The sequence below is a fragment of the Streptosporangium sp. NBC_01639 genome, assembly GCF_045209755.1.
Lineage (GTDB): Bacteria > Actinomycetota > Actinomycetes > Streptosporangiales > Streptosporangiaceae > Streptosporangium.
Genome location: NZ_CP109272.1, coordinates 7,403,096 through 7,417,585 on the forward strand (window position 1 = coordinate 7,403,096; position 14,490 = coordinate 7,417,585).

15 protein-coding genes are annotated in these 14,490 nt (G+C 69.5%); 6 read left to right on the plus strand and 9 right to left on the minus strand.

Annotation, left to right across the window (positions count from 1 at the left end; all coding sequences use genetic code 11):
- Window positions 1–185: 185 nt before the first annotated feature.
- Window positions 186–362 carry a hypothetical protein gene (locus OHA77_RS33660; protein ID WP_326824175.1) on the plus strand — a complete coding sequence of 59 codons (177 nt, stop codon included), beginning with the start codon at window positions 186–188 and terminating at the stop codon, window positions 360–362.
- A 191-nt stretch (window positions 363–553) separates the two neighbouring features.
- On the opposite strand, the gene OHA77_RS33665 is transcribed toward OHA77_RS33660, so the two are convergent.
- Entirely contained in the window at window positions 554–721 is a 168-nt protein-coding gene (locus OHA77_RS33665) for a hypothetical protein (protein ID WP_406313340.1), read from the minus strand.
- A 447-nt stretch (window positions 722–1,168) separates the two neighbouring features.
- The gene (locus OHA77_RS33670) at window positions 1,169–1,432 is read right to left on the minus strand and encodes a hypothetical protein (RefSeq protein ID WP_406313341.1); all 264 of its coding nucleotides are present in this window, start codon (window positions 1,430–1,432) and stop codon (window positions 1,169–1,171) included.
- A gap of 15 nt (window positions 1,433–1,447) precedes the next feature.
- On the opposite strand from OHA77_RS33670, the gene OHA77_RS33675 reads away from it, so the two are divergent.
- Window positions 1,448–1,639, plus strand: a complete 192-nt coding sequence (locus tag OHA77_RS33675; RefSeq protein ID WP_406313342.1) for a hypothetical protein — start codon at window positions 1,448–1,450, stop codon at window positions 1,637–1,639.
- A gap of 217 nt (window positions 1,640–1,856) precedes the next feature.
- Here the strand turns inward: OHA77_RS33675 and OHA77_RS33680 are convergent, their stop codons facing one another.
- From OHA77_RS33680 to OHA77_RS33695, 4 genes are all read right to left on the minus strand, one after another.
- On the minus strand, window positions 1,857–3,074 hold the full coding sequence (locus tag OHA77_RS33680) for an MFS transporter (RefSeq protein WP_406313343.1): 1,218 nt from the start codon (window positions 3,072–3,074) through the stop codon (window positions 1,857–1,859).
- 139 nt (window positions 3,075–3,213) lie between these two features.
- Window positions 3,214–4,173, minus strand: coding sequence for an EamA family transporter (locus tag OHA77_RS33685; protein WP_406313344.1), 960 nt, complete (start codon window positions 4,171–4,173; stop codon window positions 3,214–3,216).
- A complete protein-coding gene (locus tag OHA77_RS33690) occupies window positions 4,170–4,364 on the minus strand; it encodes a uracil phosphoribosyltransferase (RefSeq protein ID WP_406313345.1) in 195 nt (64 codons plus the stop codon). Before OHA77_RS33690 ends, OHA77_RS33685 begins: the two co-directional genes overlap by 4 nt.
- 3 nt (window positions 4,365–4,367) lie before the next feature.
- Window positions 4,368–5,012, minus strand: a complete 645-nt coding sequence (locus OHA77_RS33695) for a disulfide bond formation protein DsbA (protein WP_406313346.1) — start codon at window positions 5,010–5,012, stop codon at window positions 4,368–4,370.
- A 327-nt stretch (window positions 5,013–5,339) separates the two neighbouring features.
- Here OHA77_RS33695 and OHA77_RS33700 point away from each other — a divergent pair, with 327 nt between their 5' ends.
- Window positions 5,340–6,230, plus strand: a complete 891-nt coding sequence (locus tag OHA77_RS33700; protein WP_326824169.1) for a LysR family transcriptional regulator — start codon at window positions 5,340–5,342, stop codon at window positions 6,228–6,230.
- A gap of 512 nt (window positions 6,231–6,742) precedes the next feature.
- Here OHA77_RS33700 and OHA77_RS33705 read toward each other — a convergent pair.
- From OHA77_RS33705 to OHA77_RS33715, 3 genes are all read right to left on the minus strand, one after another.
- Window positions 6,743–7,159 (minus strand): hypothetical protein, encoded by a 417-nt coding sequence (locus OHA77_RS33705; RefSeq protein ID WP_406313347.1) that lies wholly within the window; start codon window positions 7,157–7,159, stop codon window positions 6,743–6,745.
- An 81-nt stretch (window positions 7,160–7,240) separates the two neighbouring features.
- Window positions 7,241–7,993 (minus strand): Clp protease N-terminal domain-containing protein, encoded by a 753-nt coding sequence (locus OHA77_RS33710; protein ID WP_406313348.1) that lies wholly within the window; start codon window positions 7,991–7,993, stop codon window positions 7,241–7,243.
- Between the two features lie 64 nt (window positions 7,994–8,057).
- Window positions 8,058–9,140 carry a hypothetical protein gene (locus OHA77_RS33715; RefSeq protein ID WP_406313349.1) on the minus strand — a complete coding sequence of 361 codons (1,083 nt, stop codon included), beginning with the start codon at window positions 9,138–9,140 and terminating at the stop codon, window positions 8,058–8,060.
- A gap of 185 nt (window positions 9,141–9,325) precedes the next feature.
- On the opposite strand from OHA77_RS33715, the gene OHA77_RS33720 reads away from it, so the two are divergent.
- The 3 genes from OHA77_RS33720 (at window position 9,326) to OHA77_RS33730 (ending at window position 14,448) form a co-directional block, all read left to right on the plus strand.
- Window positions 9,326–10,249: an LLM class F420-dependent oxidoreductase gene (locus tag OHA77_RS33720; RefSeq protein WP_406313351.1), complete on the plus strand. Its 924-nt coding sequence runs from the start codon at window positions 9,326–9,328 to the stop codon at window positions 10,247–10,249.
- Window positions 10,250–10,364: 115 nt separating this feature from the next.
- Entirely contained in the window at window positions 10,365–11,930 is a 1,566-nt protein-coding gene (locus OHA77_RS33725) for a 3' terminal RNA ribose 2'-O-methyltransferase Hen1 (RefSeq protein ID WP_406313352.1), read from the plus strand.
- Window positions 11,923–14,448: a polynucleotide kinase-phosphatase gene (locus OHA77_RS33730; RefSeq protein WP_406313354.1), complete on the plus strand. Its 2,526-nt coding sequence runs from the start codon at window positions 11,923–11,925 to the stop codon at window positions 14,446–14,448. The genes OHA77_RS33725 and OHA77_RS33730 overlap by 8 nt, the downstream gene beginning before the upstream one ends.
- The last annotated feature ends 42 nt before the right edge of the window (window positions 14,449–14,490 follow it).

Genomic DNA, 14,490 nt, shown 5'->3' on the forward strand with positions numbered 1-14,490 from the left:
CGCACGGTGGGAGCGTGGTAGGAAGCCGGCGCACCGCCCCACCCCGGGGGTGTTTGAGGGCTGTTCCGGTCAAGACCACGACGCCATCACCCGTGGGACAGTGCGTTGTCTTCACCGGTCGCGTAGCACGCGGTGCGGCGGGCTGCTTACGTTGACGACGTTCAGCTCATCGGCAAGGGGGACGGATGCAGTCATTCGAGCGGAACGACTACGAGACCGAGGCGCGCAAGGCGTTGCAGAAGGGCGATGTGGCGGCGGCGCAGGTGTGGGCCACGCTCCGGGTCGCCGAGAACCTCGAGAACCACCTGGCCGAGATAGGCAGTCGCCTCAGTGAGATCGAGACACGCCTGCAAGGGATCTAGGTCTGTCATGCCTGGACAGATGAAGGCCCGCTCAGTGGCGGGCCTTCGTGTCTCAGCGGATCACAGGATGGCGTTCGCCCAGGTCAGTGCCGATCGGCCTGCGCGAATAGGCAAACTCCCGCTCTGGGGTCTGCGTGCGTCTGAGCGGTGCGCGATCAGGTTCCTACCGTGGATCCCCATCCGGCACACGGTCAGGTCGTCGTCCTCAGCGCGGTCAGGGCGCGCTCCAGGAGTCGGACGCGGTGGAGGCCCACGCCCATCTCGTGGGCGATCCAGCGCGGCCCATACCCGGCGTCGTACAGTCGTGCGTACCGGATGAGCTCCAGCATGCGGGGGGCACGCGGCGGGCGGTCAGCCACGATCGGCCGCCGGCGCATGCTCCTTGAGCTCGGCTGTGTTCCCGGGGGTCTCGGCCTTCCAGGTGACGACGAGGTTCCCGTCGTCGTCCATGGCGTAGGTCTCGATCATCGGGTGGCGCTCCTTCGAGGTCAGAGGCCGATCTGGACGTTCTGGATCATCTGGGCGGGGTGGTCGTCGTGGCCGTGGGTGGCGGCGCATGCGTGCGAGTCCACAGGGGAGCTTTCCTGTCGGGGTCGGCGGCTGATGAGGTCGTACTCGTTCTGCTGATCTGGAGTTCGGCTGGTCAGGGGTAGTCGCGTTGGAGGAGGCCGGGCAGCCGGGAATGTCGCCGTGGTGGGCTCGCTCTAAGCGAACGCGGATTCGGGTGGTGCCGCATCTGGTGCATTGCTCGGTCCGCACTCGGCCGATGGCTCGATGAACCTTCCACCGGCGCCGGACGAGGCAGCTCACGGCGCGTCCAGGGCGCGGTACGGCGCGGTCGAGTCGGTCTCGGGCTTCGGCCCGTGCTCGCGCATCACCTTGCAGGCGGCGTCGATCGCGGCCTCGGCGATCGCCTGGGCCAGCTCGGCGACGGTGTCGGGGTGCTCGTTCGAGCCGTAGCCCGAGTCGGCGAGGAAGGAGACAGCGTCCGCCGTTCGGTGTCCGCCAAGAACGAGGGCGACACCGGCGATCGAGGCGGGGTGACCGGCGGCAGGTTGCCGGGCCGTCACCGGTGCCGCCGACAGGTGACCACGATCGCCGACCCGGCCGCGGCCGGACGGCCTGACCTCATCGGCCGGGAGTTCCAACCGGGTGCGGCCGTGGTCGACACGCGCCGGCGCGGGGACATCACCTCAGGGGAGAGCCACCAGGCGTCGGACAGGGTGCAGGTCGAACTGTCGGCGGGTGACCACCCAGACATCACCGGCTTTGTGTGAAGTCTTCAGGCAGACGGTGGCCCCGCCGGCTGCCGGGTCCGCAATGTTCTGGTGGGGCGCACGCCGCCCCGTCCTTGGCCGTTCCGGTGTCTCGCGACTCGGAAACGTGGACGGTGGTACGGCGCGCGCCCCACTCGATCATGGAACAGCACCCGTCACCACGACAGAAGAGCCATATATGTGCCCCTCACTCCTTCATCGGGATCGGAGGACGGGCTCATCCACGGGTGACCAACTCGTCATCCGAAGAGACGGTGCTTGAGGCCTTCCGGCCGGTGCTGATCCGCAGGAGCAGCGAAGCCGCGGTCAGCGCCACACCGAACCAGACGACACTTGTGACACCTGCGTTGTCGGCGAACAGTCCACCGAAAAGCGCGCCGAGCGCAATGGATGTGTTGTACGCCATGGTGTTGAGCGACATCGCGGCTTCGAAGGTTTCGGGTGCGGCAGCGAGCGTCATATTGACCTGGCACAGCTGCACGGCGCCGAAGGAAAGTCCCCAGAGGACCAGCGAAACAATCGAACCGGCCTGCCCGTCGCCGATCGTGAGCAGCAACAGCAAGGAGACCACGAGTCCCACGCAGCCGACGATGAAGCTGCCTCTCAGACTTTTGTTCACCGTGTATCCGGCGACGAAGTTTCCGACGGCGCCTCCGATGCCGAAGATTATCAGCACCACGGTGATGAAGACGGGCGTGGCGGATGCGTTGCTCTCCAAGAAGGGCCGTACAAAAGTGTACGCGCCGAAATGGCCGAGCACGAAGAACACGACGATGAACAACACCAGGCGTAGCTGTACGTTCTTGACCGGGAGCCCGAAGACCTCCCGGACCGAAACCGCGTTCGCCGATGGCAGTGATGGGACCAGGGCAGCGACCGCGAGGAACACCAGCACGCTGAGGCCGGCCCAGATGAGAAAAGTGGTTCGCCAGCTGGTGAGGCTTTCAAGGATTGTTCCCAGTGGTATGCCCACCACCGTGGCGATCGAGATGCCGGACATCACGACTGCGGCCGCCCTGCTCGCGTGGCGTTCCGGGACGATGCGCATCGCCATGCTCACGCCGATGGCCCAGAACACACCGCTGGCGAATCCCATGATGAGCCGCGTTGTCAGGATCAGCGCATAGTTCGGTGAGATGGCGGTGATGAGGTTTCCCAGGGCCAATATCGCCAGCAGCGTGGACAGCAGCACGCGCCGGTTGACGCGCCTGGTCCAGGCCACGATGAACGGTACGCCCAGGCCGGCTGAGATGCCCTGCAAAGTGACCATCAGCCCGGCGACACCCACTGATATACCCAGGCTTGTGCTCAGCGGAGTAAGCAGGCCGACGGGCATCAGCTCGGTGGTGAGGAAGACGAACAGACTGGCCGTGATCGCCGCGACGCCCAGCCACGCCTTTAAAGCCGAGGGTGGGCGGTCATCCTGTGTGCGCATTTCTTCTCTCTGATTGTTCAGGCTATGGAATTACGGAAGAACCGCGGTATTTCAATGTTGACCGCATCCATCGGATTCGGCGGTGTTCCGAAATCCATTCACGGAACGCCGGCGGGTCGCTTCGGGAGTTGTTCGCATGTCATCGCGAACGCCCCCCTGTCCTGTCCGCGATGGGATCCCGCCCGAGTTCCGCAGGATTGTCGCTGTCGGCGGAATCGTGAGGGCCGGGCCCTCGTGGCTTGGCCGGTCGGGGCTGTGCGAGCAGCGCGGCGATAATGATCACCAGGATTCCGACCAGTTGCAGAATCGACAACGTCTCGTGCAGAAACAGATATCCGAGGAGGGTTGCGACAATCGGACTGCCCAAGGAAAGAAAAGAGACCGCCAGTGCCGGCAGCCTCTCTATCCCGCGGAACCAGATCGCATAACTGATGACGGCGCCCAGGGAGACGAGATAAGCGAACCCGATGATGTTGGTTCCGGTGATGGTGGTCGGCAGCCCTTCGATGGACAGCGCGAAGGGCGACAAGACGAGTCCGCCCGCGAGGAGCTGCCAGCCGGTGAAGGGAAGCAGCCCCACTCCGTCTGGGCGTCCCCACCGTTTGGTCAGCGTGATGCCGGTAGCCATGCAGGCCGCTCCACCCAGCGCCGCCGCCACACCGACGAAATCCAGTGCCACCGTCCCCTTGAACACAAGCAACACGACACCGCCTGCGCCGAGGCCACAGGCCACCACATGCGTGAACCGAATTCTGTCCCCGATGAACAGCGCCGCCAAGATCAGCACAAACATCGGCTGCACCGACATGATCATCGCTGCGACACCACCCGGTAGGCGATAGGCCGCGACGAACAACAGGAAGAGGAACGCGCCGATGTTGAGCGTGCCGAGCACCAGGGCGCGCCACAGCCAGATCCAGGTCGGCAGCGTGCGGGCGAAGGCCAGCAGAATCAGGCCCGCGGGAAGCGCCCGCACGGTGGCGGCCAGCAGTGGGCGGTCCGGTGGCAACCACTCGGTCGTCACCAGATAGGTGCTTCCCCAGATCGCCGGTGCCAGCGCCGTCACACCCGCGGTGAGGAGTGGCCGGCCGCCCTTCATGCCGCGCCGCTCTCCATACCGGAACACCTGTCACCGAAGCCGCCGATGCCAGGCGACATATATGCGTTCACGTTCAACCGTTCCTCGATGGCGGAGGTCGTCATCCGCAGCTCCAAACAGCGGTTATCGACAGCGGCGATGCCCTCAGGAGGGGTCGCCACCCGTGTGTTGCGGCGGCAAGCCACCCGCATGCGCTAGTCGAAGACGGGTTCGCGGGTGCGGGTGCGTTTGAGTTCGAAGAAGCCGTCGGTGCCTGCCACGGCAAGGACACCGTCCCAGAGGCGACCGGCGGCCTCGCCGCGCGGAATGGGGGAGACCACCGGGCCGAAGAACGCGATGAGTTCGCCGTCGGACCCGGGAACATGGATGACGGGAGTGCCGACCTCGGCGCCGACGAGGTCCATGCCGGCGTGGTGACTGGTGCGGAGCGCTTTGTCGTATTCGGTTGTCTCCGCCGCATCGGCGAGTTCTGCCGGCAGATCGGCATCGGCAAGGGCGGCGAGCAGCATGTCTCGCCCCAAGCCGGCCTTCTGGTGATGAATCCGGGTTCCCATGGCGGTGTAGAGCGCCCGCAGCACCTCGGAACCGTACTGCTGCTCGGCTGCGATGCAGACGCGCACCGGCCCCCAACCCTCGACCATGCCTTTCTTGTATTTCTCCGGCACTTCCCGCCCCTCATTGAGCACCGAGAGGCTCATCACGTGAAAACGTGGTTCGACGGATCGCACCCGTTCAACCTCCAGCAGCCAGCGGGAGGCAATCCATGCCCACGGACAGCGCGGATCGAACCACATATCAGCGGCGGTGGCCGCCTGCTGACCTGGTGGCGTGATGTTCATGATTGGCTCGTCCTCTCAATTTCGCGCGGCAGCGGCCGGGTGACTCCCGGCGCGATCAGGCCGGTGGGCAACGCACGCAAGAGTCCCGTAAGCAGTGGGTGTCCCGGCGAGCGAAGCTCGGTGGTGACGACATGCGTCGTGCCCCACACCACGGGAGGGAGCACCGTCAGGACGGTGCGAGGCGGATTTCCACGGGGAGCACCGCTGCCGGCTCCGTCGGAAACCCTCTGTGCTGCTGGACTTGTCACGCTGACAGTCTCACCTGACGGCTATCAATGAGTCCAACACATGATTGTCACCTCATCTATCGTGTATCAAGATAGATCCATGGAGCTCCAGCAGATGCGCTATGTCGTCGCCGTCGCCGAGACGAACAGCTTCACCCGGGCCGCCGAACGTTGTCTGGTCGTCCAGTCCGCCCTCAGCCACCAAATCGCGCGCCTGGAACGGGAACTGGGTGCGAGGCTCTTCGAGCGCACCAGTCGCCGGGTGCGGCTGACGCCGGCCGGTGCGGCGTTCCTCCCCGCCGCCCGTCAGTGCCTGGACGCCGCCGAGCGCGCAGCCACCGAGGTCGCCGCGGCTGTCGGTGAGGTACGCGGACGGCTCGCCGTGGGCCTGATCCCCACCGTCGCCGCGGTCGACATCCCAGGCGCCCTGCGTGACTTCCGCCGGCGGTACCCGGACGTGCGCATCAGCCTGCGCGTGGGCGCGAGCGAGGAACTCGTCGAGCAGGTCAGGCAAGGCGCCATCGAAGTGGCCTTCCTCGGGCTGCCGACCACAGCGCGACCCGAAGGTGTCAACGCCCGTGAACTCGCCCGTGACCGGCTCGTCGCCGTGGTCGCGCCCGACCATCCCCTCGCCGAAGAACCAGTGGTCGACCTTCGCAGGCTCTCCTCCGAGGTGTTCGTGGACCTGCCGGCCAAGACAGCCGGACGCGCCCAGTCCGACCAGGCCTTCTCGGCCGCCGGCCTCAGCCGCGACGTCGCCTTCGAAGTGACCACCGCGGACTTCATGATGGCTCGACTGGTCGGGCAGGGCCTCGGCATCGCCATGCTCCCCTCCGCCTACGTGTCCCAGCTCACCGGCGTAACCACCATCGAGGTCGCCGACGCGCCGACCCGCGTCGAATACGTCATCTGGAGCCGCGACGGCCGCACGCCCGCGGCGACCGCCTTCCTCGCCATCCTTGACATCCCAGCCATACCCGGCACGGAATGAACCCGACACGACGTGATGTGTCCTGGAGAGCCCTGGCGGTCCCCGGGGCTCCTGCAGGATCTGCGCGCACGGGATACGCATGATCATGAAACACCTCAGGACCGAAAATCTCGCCTGCCGGCGGTCGTTGCAACGCCCGATCTTCGGGGACGCGGTGGGCTTCGAGATCCGCAGGGTTCGGTCGCCGCAGAGCATGGTTGCCACCTGCTGATGCGCACGTACGGGCCGCCGCCGGTCTTGACCGTGCCGGGGAGGCGAGGGAAAGTGAAATTCACCCCCTTCCCAGAGGAGATCCTCATGCGTCGTCGTATTGCCGCCGCCATTCTCACAGCCCTCATGGCCGTCGGTGTGACGGCCGGTCTCGCCGCAGCAGCCGCACCCGCCAGCGCCACCGATGAGCTCTGCTGCTGACCTTGGACACGGCGAAGAGCCCGCTCTCCTTCGGGAAGGCGGGCGCTTCTTTCTGAGTCAGCTCCTGGTCTTCCCGGATCCTCTTGAGTCGCTGCCGTCGTTCATATTTCGCTCAGCCGGGCGACCATGCTCTGTGGTCCGAGCGTCCACGCGACGAGCCGATCATCACCGACACGGTCGCCAAGGGACGCGGCGACGGCAAGGTGGGCGCGGGCTCCGCTGCGGTCTGCGAGGTGGAACGCGAGGTTGCCGAGCAACGCTGACAGCCATCCGGCCGCGCGGCGCAGCTCAGCTCCAGTCACACCGTCTGCGGGTGCGGCCAAGGCTTCGCCGAGCAGGCCGCGGGCGGCGTGCACCTCGTCGAACAGCATGCCGGGGGCGTGGCGGGAGTAGTTGAGCGCGTAGTGCTCAACGGCTGTCTCGGCGAGTTCCACCACCAATGGGCTGCCGTGTGGAGCATCCAGCAGGGCCAGGCGCAGAGACTCGCGGACGGCGGGCAGTCCACTGGCTGTGGTCATCCGTTCCAGGGGAAGCCTTCCGGCGAGCCTGGAGACTGCGCTGCACCGGGAGATCCGTGAGGAGCTCGCCGACCCCGGACCCTACTCTCCGCTGCGGCCGGTCTGCTCCTCCAGTCGTTCCAGCCGCTGGACGATCGGTTCCAGCTCCCGCCGGATGGCGGCGGTCAGGGCTGCGGCCGGGTCGGCCGGGATGCCGCCGGACTGGCTCTGCGCCCGGAGGTGGACGTAGCCGGCCAGGGCGGCCGTGACGGCGCGGCGGGTCAGCCGCGGTTCGGCGCCGAGGCTCCGCAGGATCTGCCCGCCGGGTCCGTCCGGTTCGGCGATCAGCCCGAGGAGGAGGTGCTCGCAGCCGACGTAGTTGTGCCCCATGCCGGTCGCCTCGGTGACGGACAGCTCCAGCGCCCCTGCGGCGGGCCGGCCGAACCGGAGGGGGGAGCCGGTCGGCGGGGCGGGCGGCTCGCCGGGGGTCAGGCGGTCCAGCTCGCGCCGTACCTGGCCGGGGTCGATCTCCACGGCGCGCAGGATGTGCAGGGCCAGGTTGCCGCCTTCGGCCAGCATGCCGCCCAGCAGGTGCTCGGTGCCGACCTCGGCCGCCCCCTCGGCGCCCGCCTGCTCCACCGCGAGCTTGATCACAGTCCGGGCCCGTCCGGTGAAATGGGTGAGACGTGCCGTCGGGTCGTCGAGGTCCGGAGCGCCCAGCGCCGTCTCCCGGATGGCCGTGACCCGCCGTACCGCCTGTTCCAGGGCGCGCTGGCAGATGGCCGACACCGGCACACCCGTCTCCTTGACCGCTTCGGCCAGCTCGTCGGGCAGATAGACATTGATCTTCGGCACTACGCCTCCCTTTAGGGTTAGCAAGGGGTTATAACCCAGTTATAACCCCTTGGGGGGCGGCCGTCTAGTGAGGAAGAGCGGCGAGAAGCCGGGCAACGTCGGACGCCGGCGCCGCGCCCCGGGTGGAGAGCCAGGCCAGCCCGTTGCGGGTGGTGAAGGCGGTGAGCTTGCGGGCGTCGGCCACGGTGAGGTCCCGGGGGCCGGACAGGACGGCGGTGAGGGCGACCCGGTGCCAGGCGGTGGTCTCGCCCATGGTCCGGGAGAGCTGGGAGTGGGCGGCGTGCACGGCCAAGGCGACCTGGTGCAGATCCGTCCGGCCGGTGGGGGTGTGCCGGATCGGGGCGAGGAGGTTGACGGCGGCGATGTCGACGCCCGCCTCCCGGGTGGACCGGAGCATCGCCTGGTCCGAGGGGGACAGGCCGGTGCCGGTCACCGGCAGGGTGAAGCTCACGGTGAGCGGGTGCCCCTTCGCGGCGGCCTCGCGCTGGAGAGCCCTGATCGCTCCCGCACGGCGCAGGACGGTCTCGTCGCCGCCCGGATCCTCCACCTCGAAGTCGATGTAGGTGACGCCGAAGGCACCGACCACCTGGCGGTAGGCGGCGGTGAGGCGGCCGAGGTCGGCGCAGGTCGCGGCCGGCTCGCTGCCGCCCCGGCCGCCGAAGGCGAGACCGGCGTCACCGCCGGACGCGCGCAGCCGGCCCAGAACCGCGGCGACCGGATCGCCGCCCCGCCTCCGCGGTCCTCCCCATACGGGGGTGCAGCCGTCCTGTCCGGCGGTGAGATGGCCGAGGGTGAACCACCGGGGTCGCTCCCGCCGGGCGGTCCCGGGCAAAGTGGAGAGCGGGTCGCGGACGGGGTCCACGAACGCCACGAAACCTGACGGCCGGACGGCGGCGGCCGGGGGAGAGGCCGCGTCCGGCGGCCGGCCCGCCGCGGTCCGGGTCAGGTGAGGCGACGCGCTCCCGGCATGGGGCGCGCGGTCGGCTCCCGTCCGGTTGTCGGACGTGGCGGGCAGGGACCAGACGGCCAGGCCGGTCCCGGTGACGAGCGCGGCCGCCGCGAGCACGACCAGGGGCCGGGGCGGTGTGCCCGGCTCGCGTGCCCGGCGGGCGGCGGAGCGGTCTGGCGCCCCCGACATGGCGTTCACCGAACTCTCCCCAGGATGTCCCGGACTTCAGGCCGGGTCCGTTGACCTTCTCGGTGACGCCGATCAGTCGCGCTGAGTGGTCGATCCGTCACCGGTGGGACCGAAAGCCAGAACGTTAGCAAGCACCGCCTGCACGGCGTGGGCTTTCTGCGGATGGCGTCCGGTGTGACCGGATAATGGTTTTCATGAAGTTGAGGATCTTCACCGAACCGCAGCAGGGCGCCACCTACGAGGAACTGCTGACGGTCGCGCGGACCGCCGAGCGTCTGGGGTTCGACGCCTTCTTCCGTTCCGACCACTACATGCGGATCGGGCCCGGCGACCCCGGCCCCGGTCCCACCGACGCCTGGACGACTCTCGCGGGTCTGGCCAGAGAGACCTCCACGATCAGGCTCGGCACCCTGGTCACTCCGGCCACCTTCCGGCTGCCGGGCCCGCTGGCGGTCAGCGTGGCCCAGGTGGACCAGATGAGCGGCGGCCGGATCGAGCTGGGTCTGGGCACCGGCTGGTTCGACGCCGAGCACACCGCGTACGGAATCCCGTTCCCGCCGGTCAGCGAGCGTTTCGCCCGGTTCGAAGAGCAGTTGGAGATCCTCGTCGGGCTCTGGACCACGCCGGAGGGGGAGACGTTCTCGTTCGAGGGGGCCCACTACCGGCTGGCGGACTCGCCCGCGCTGCCCAAGCCCGCGCAGCGCCCCAGGCCGCCGATCATCATCGGCGGGTTCGGTGCCCGGCGCACCCCGCGGCTGGCCGCGCGGTTCGCCGACGAGTACAACCTGCCGTTCCACACGCTGGCCGACACCAAGCTGGCCTTCGGCCGGGTCCGGGAGGCGTGCGAGGAGCACGGGCGTACCGGGATCGTGCTCTCGGCCGCCCAGACCGTCGCCGTCGGCGCCGACGAGGGTGAGGTCGCGCGCCGCGCCGAGGCCGCCGGTCACGACCCCGCGGTGCTCCGCGAGAGCGGCCTGGCGGGCACTCCCGCCGAGGTGGTCGACAAGATCGGCGAGTTTGCCGGGCTGGGGGCCGAGCGGGTCTACCTCCAGGTGATGGACCTGTCGGACCTGGACCACCTGGAACTCATCGCCGCCGAGGTCCTGCCCCACGTCTGAGGCACCGGCCGGCTGCTGGTGATCGGGCCGGTCCCGCGGGGCCGGTCCGGTCACGGCGGTGTCCGTTCCGTTAACCGATGGCCCTCATGATCGGGTATCGGGCAGACTGTTCCGGGTGTTGCTCACGATCTCCACGACCGTACGGCCCGCCACCGACCTCGGATTCCTGCTGCACAAGCATCCAGACCGGATCCAGGAGTTCGGCCAGTCGTACGGCGTGGCGCGCGTCTTCTACCCGGAGGCGGACGAGGAGCGTTGCACCGCGACGCTGATGCTCGACGTCGACCCGGTGCGCCTGGTGCGCTCGCGCGGCCGCTCCACGCCCGACCACGCCCTTGGCCAGTATGTCAACGACCGGCCCTATGCCGCGTCGTCGCTGCTGGCCGTGGCGCTGGCGGACGTTTTCCGCACCGCCCGCACCGGCCGCTGCGACAGTCGTCCCGAGCTGGCCGCCGGACCCATCCCGCTGGAGATCGCGCTGCCCGCGCTGCCCTGCCGGGGCGGCCCCGAGATGGCGCACCGGCTGTTCGAGCCGCTGGGCTGGACGGTCGAGGCGCGGGCCGTACCGCTGGACGAGGAGTTTCCCGAGTGGGGCGACTCACGCTACGTCCGGCTGTCGCTCCGCGGCGAGGTGCGGCTGGCGGACGCGCTCAACCAGCTCTACGTGCTGCTCCCGGTGCTCGACGACGCCAAGCACTACTGGATGGCCTCCGACGAGGTGGACAAGCTGATCCGGGCGGGTGAGTCCTGGCTGGCGGCCCACCCTGCGAGGGGCCTGATCACCCGTCGCTACTTCGGCCGCCGCTCGTCCCTCACCCGTACCGCCTTCGCCCGGCTGGCCGAGATCGGCGACGACGTCGAGGAGGAGCTCGATCCTCCGCTGGAGGAGGAGGTCACCGCCGGAGACGGCGAGGAGGCCGCCGCGACGGCCGAGGCGATCGTCGGAGAGTCCTCGGGCGGAGCCGCCCTCCCCGCTGCCGAGACGGGCGCCGAGGTGACCGAGGGGGTCTCCGTGACGGCCCCCGGGACCGCCGCGGCGGAGGCCGCCCCCAGGCGGCCGCTGAACGCGCTGCGCCACGAGGCGGTCCTCGCCACGCTGGCGGAGACCGGCGCGCGCACCGTGATCGACCTGGGCTGCGGGTCGGGGCAACTGGTCGGGGAACTGCTGGGCCGGCCGGAGTTCACGAAGGTGGCCGGGACGGACGTGTCGGCGCAGGCGCTCGCGATCGCGGCCCGGCGGCTGAAGATCGATCGGATGCCCGACCGCAAACGGGCGCGGCTGGAGCTGTTCCAGGGGGCGCTGACCTACACCGACGACCGGTTCGCCGGGTATGACGCCGCGGTGCTCATGGAGGTGGTCGAGCATGTCGATCCGCCCCGGCTGAGCGCGCTGGAGCGGGTCGTCTTCGGCGTCGCACGGCCCGCACACGTGATCGTGACGACCCCCAACGCCGAGTACAACGTGCGCTATGACTTCCTGACGGGCATGCGCCACCCCGACCACCGCTTCGAGTGGACCCGGGCGGAGTTCCGGGCGTGGGCGGCGAAGACCGGCGAGGAGTACGGCTACCGCGTCGACTTCCGGCCGGTCGGCGACGACGACCCCGAGGTGGGACCGCCCACCCAGCTGGCCCTGTTCGGTAAGGCAAGCGCCACGGGCGCGGGAGGCGGAGATGACTGAGATCGCTGTGCCGGAGATGTCGCTGGTCGTGCTCGTGGGAATCTCGGGGAGCGGCAAGTCGACGTTCGCCCGCAGGCACTTCGCGCCGACCCAGGTGGTCTCCTCGGACTTCTGCCGGGGTCTGGTCGCCGACGACGAGAACGACCAGGCCGCCACCCCCGACGCCTTCGACGTGCTCGACTACATCGTCGGCACCCGCCTGCGGCGGGGCCTGCTCACCGTGGTGGACGCGACCAACGTCCAGTGGGACGCGCGCAAGAAGCTGATCGAGCTGGCCAGGTCCCACAACGTGCTGGTCGACGCGATCGTCATGGACGTCCCGGAGGAGGTGGCGATCGAGCGCAACGCGGCCAGGCCCGACCGCGACTTCGGACCCCATGTGATCAAGCGGCAGGGCAAGGACCTGCGGCGCTCCATGGCGAAGATCTCCCGGGACGGTTTCCGCCGGGTCCACGTGCTGCGCGGATCCGACGAGATCGAGGCCGCCACGGTCGTCCGGGAGAAGGCGTGGAGCGACAGGCGTGAGCTGACCGGTCCGTTCGACGTCATCGGCGACGTGCACGGATGCCGCGCCGAGCTGGAGACGCTGCTGCGCACCCTGGGCTGGGACGTCGAGCCCGGCGGCACGGGCGCGGTCCACCCCGAGGGCAGGACGGCGGTGTTCGTCGGCGACCTGGTGGACCGGGGACCGGACTCGCCCGGTGTGCTCCGCCTGGTCATGGGCATGGTCGCGGCCGGGACGGCGCTGTGCGTGTCGGGCAACCACGAGCAGAAGCTGGCCCGCGCGCTCAACGGCCGTAAGGTCAGGGTCGCCCACGGCCTGCAGGAGTCGCTGGACCAGCTGGCCGCCGAGCCCGAGGAGTTCCGCGCCGCCGCGCTGGCCTTCATGGACGGGCTGATCAGCCACTACCAGCTCGACGGGGGCAGGCTCGTCGTCGCGCACGCGGGGCTGAAGGAGGCCTACCACGGCCGCGCCTCGGGCCGGGTGCGCTCCTTCGCGCTGTACGGCGACACCACCGGCGAGACCGACGAGTACGGCCTGCCGGTGCGTTACCCGTGGGCGCGGGAGTACCGGGGCCGGGCCATGGTCGTCTACGGTCACACCCCGGTCCCCGAGACCGAGTGGGTCAACAACACGATCTGCCTGGACACCGGTGCCGTGTTCGGCGGGAAGCTCACCGCGCTGCGCTACCCGGAGAAGGAGATCGTCTCGGTGCCCGCCGAGAAGGTCTGGTACGAGTCGGTCAGGCCGTTCACCGCCCCCGGCCACCGTGACCCCGGGGTGCTCTCCATCGACGACGTCGGAGGCGTCAGGCACATCGAGGTACGGCATGGCGGCGGCCGTATCAAGGTCAGGGAGGAGAACACCGCCGCCGCGCTGGAGATCATGAGCCGGTTCGCGGTCGACCCGCGCTGGCTGGTCTACCTGCCGCCGACGATGGCGCCCCCGGAGACCTCCCGGCTCGACGGCTACCTGGAGCATCCGGCCGAGGCGTTCACGGAGTTCGCCGAGGCGGGGATCACCCGGGTCGTGTGCGAGGAGAAGCACATGGGCTCGCGTGCGGTGGCCGTACTGGCCAGGAACCCGCAGGTGGCGGCGGCCCGGTTCGGGGTGGAGGACGGGACCGCGGGGGCGGTCTACACCCGGACCGGCAGGCCGTTCTTCGCCGACACCACCGACCTGGTGAACCGGCTCAGGCAGGTGTGCGCGCCCATCATGGACGAGCTGGAGACGGACTGGCTGGCGCTCGACTGCGAGCTGCTGCCCTGGTCGGCCAAGGCGGAGGGACTGATCCGCAACCAGTACGCGTCGGTGGGGGCCGCGGCCCGTACGGCTCTGCCCGAGGCGGTCAGCCTCCTTGAGGCGGCGGCCGGGCGCGGGTTGGGGGTGGGCGAGCTGTTGGACCGCACCCGCCGTCGCCTGGTCAATGCTGCCCGGTTCAGGGACGCCTATGCGCGTTACTGCTGGCCGGTCTCCGGGCTGGACGGCCTGCGCCTGGCCCCGTTCCAGATCCTGGCCTGCGAGGGCCGGGCCACCGCCGTGCAGGAGCCGCACTCCTGGCACCTGGACATGCTCTCCCGGCTCACCGACCCGCTGATCGCCCCCACCCGGCAGCTGACCGTCGACCTGGCCTCCCAGGAGTCCAGGGACGCGGCGACCGCCTGGTGGTCGGCGCTGACGGCCGAGGGCGGCGAGGGCATGGTCGTCAAGCCGCTGGAGTGGCCCCACCAGGCGGACGCCACCGGCGCGGCCGTGCCCGCCGGCCGGGTGCAGCCGGGGGTGAAGGTGCGCGGGCGGGAGTACCTGCGGATCATCTACGGCCCCGACTACACCGAGAGCCTGGAGGTCCTGCGCCGCCGTTTCCTGGGCCGCAAGCGCTCGCTGGCGCTGCGGGAGCACGCCCTCGGGTTGGAGGCGCTGTCCAGGCTGGCCGAGGGCGAGCCGCTGTGGCGGGTGCACGAGGCGGTATTCGCCGTCCTGGCACTGGAGTCCGAGCCGGTGGACCCGCGTCTCTGATCCGCAGGTAAAGAGAAGGGCGGGTAAAGAGAAGAAGGAAGG

What these genes read in the sequence shown, in the direction of transcription:
- OHA77_RS33690 (WP_406313345.1), bottom strand. Translation starts at nt 4,364, where the DNA reads ATGCGGGTGGCTTGCCGCCGCAACACACGGGTGGCGACCCCTCCTGAG.
- OHA77_RS33705 (WP_406313347.1), bottom strand. Translation starts at nt 7,159, where the DNA reads ATGACCACAGCCAGTGGACTGCCCGCCGTCCGCGAGTCTCTGCGCCTG.
- OHA77_RS33660 (WP_326824175.1), top strand. Translation starts at nt 186, where the DNA reads ATGCAGTCATTCGAGCGGAACGACTACGAGACCGAGGCGCGCAAGGCG.
- OHA77_RS33720 (WP_406313351.1), top strand. Translation starts at nt 9,326, where the DNA reads ATGAAGTTGAGGATCTTCACCGAACCGCAGCAGGGCGCCACCTACGAG.
- OHA77_RS33730 (WP_406313354.1), top strand. Translation starts at nt 11,923, where the DNA reads ATGACTGAGATCGCTGTGCCGGAGATGTCGCTGGTCGTGCTCGTGGGA.
- OHA77_RS33680 (WP_406313343.1), bottom strand. Translation starts at nt 3,074, where the DNA reads ATGCGCACACAGGATGACCGCCCACCCTCGGCTTTAAAGGCGTGGCTG.
- OHA77_RS33685 (WP_406313344.1), bottom strand. Translation starts at nt 4,173, where the DNA reads ATGAAGGGCGGCCGGCCACTCCTCACCGCGGGTGTGACGGCGCTGGCA.
- OHA77_RS33695 (WP_406313346.1), bottom strand. Translation starts at nt 5,012, where the DNA reads ATGAACATCACGCCACCAGGTCAGCAGGCGGCCACCGCCGCTGATATG.
- OHA77_RS33700 (WP_326824169.1), top strand. Translation starts at nt 5,340, where the DNA reads ATGGAGCTCCAGCAGATGCGCTATGTCGTCGCCGTCGCCGAGACGAAC.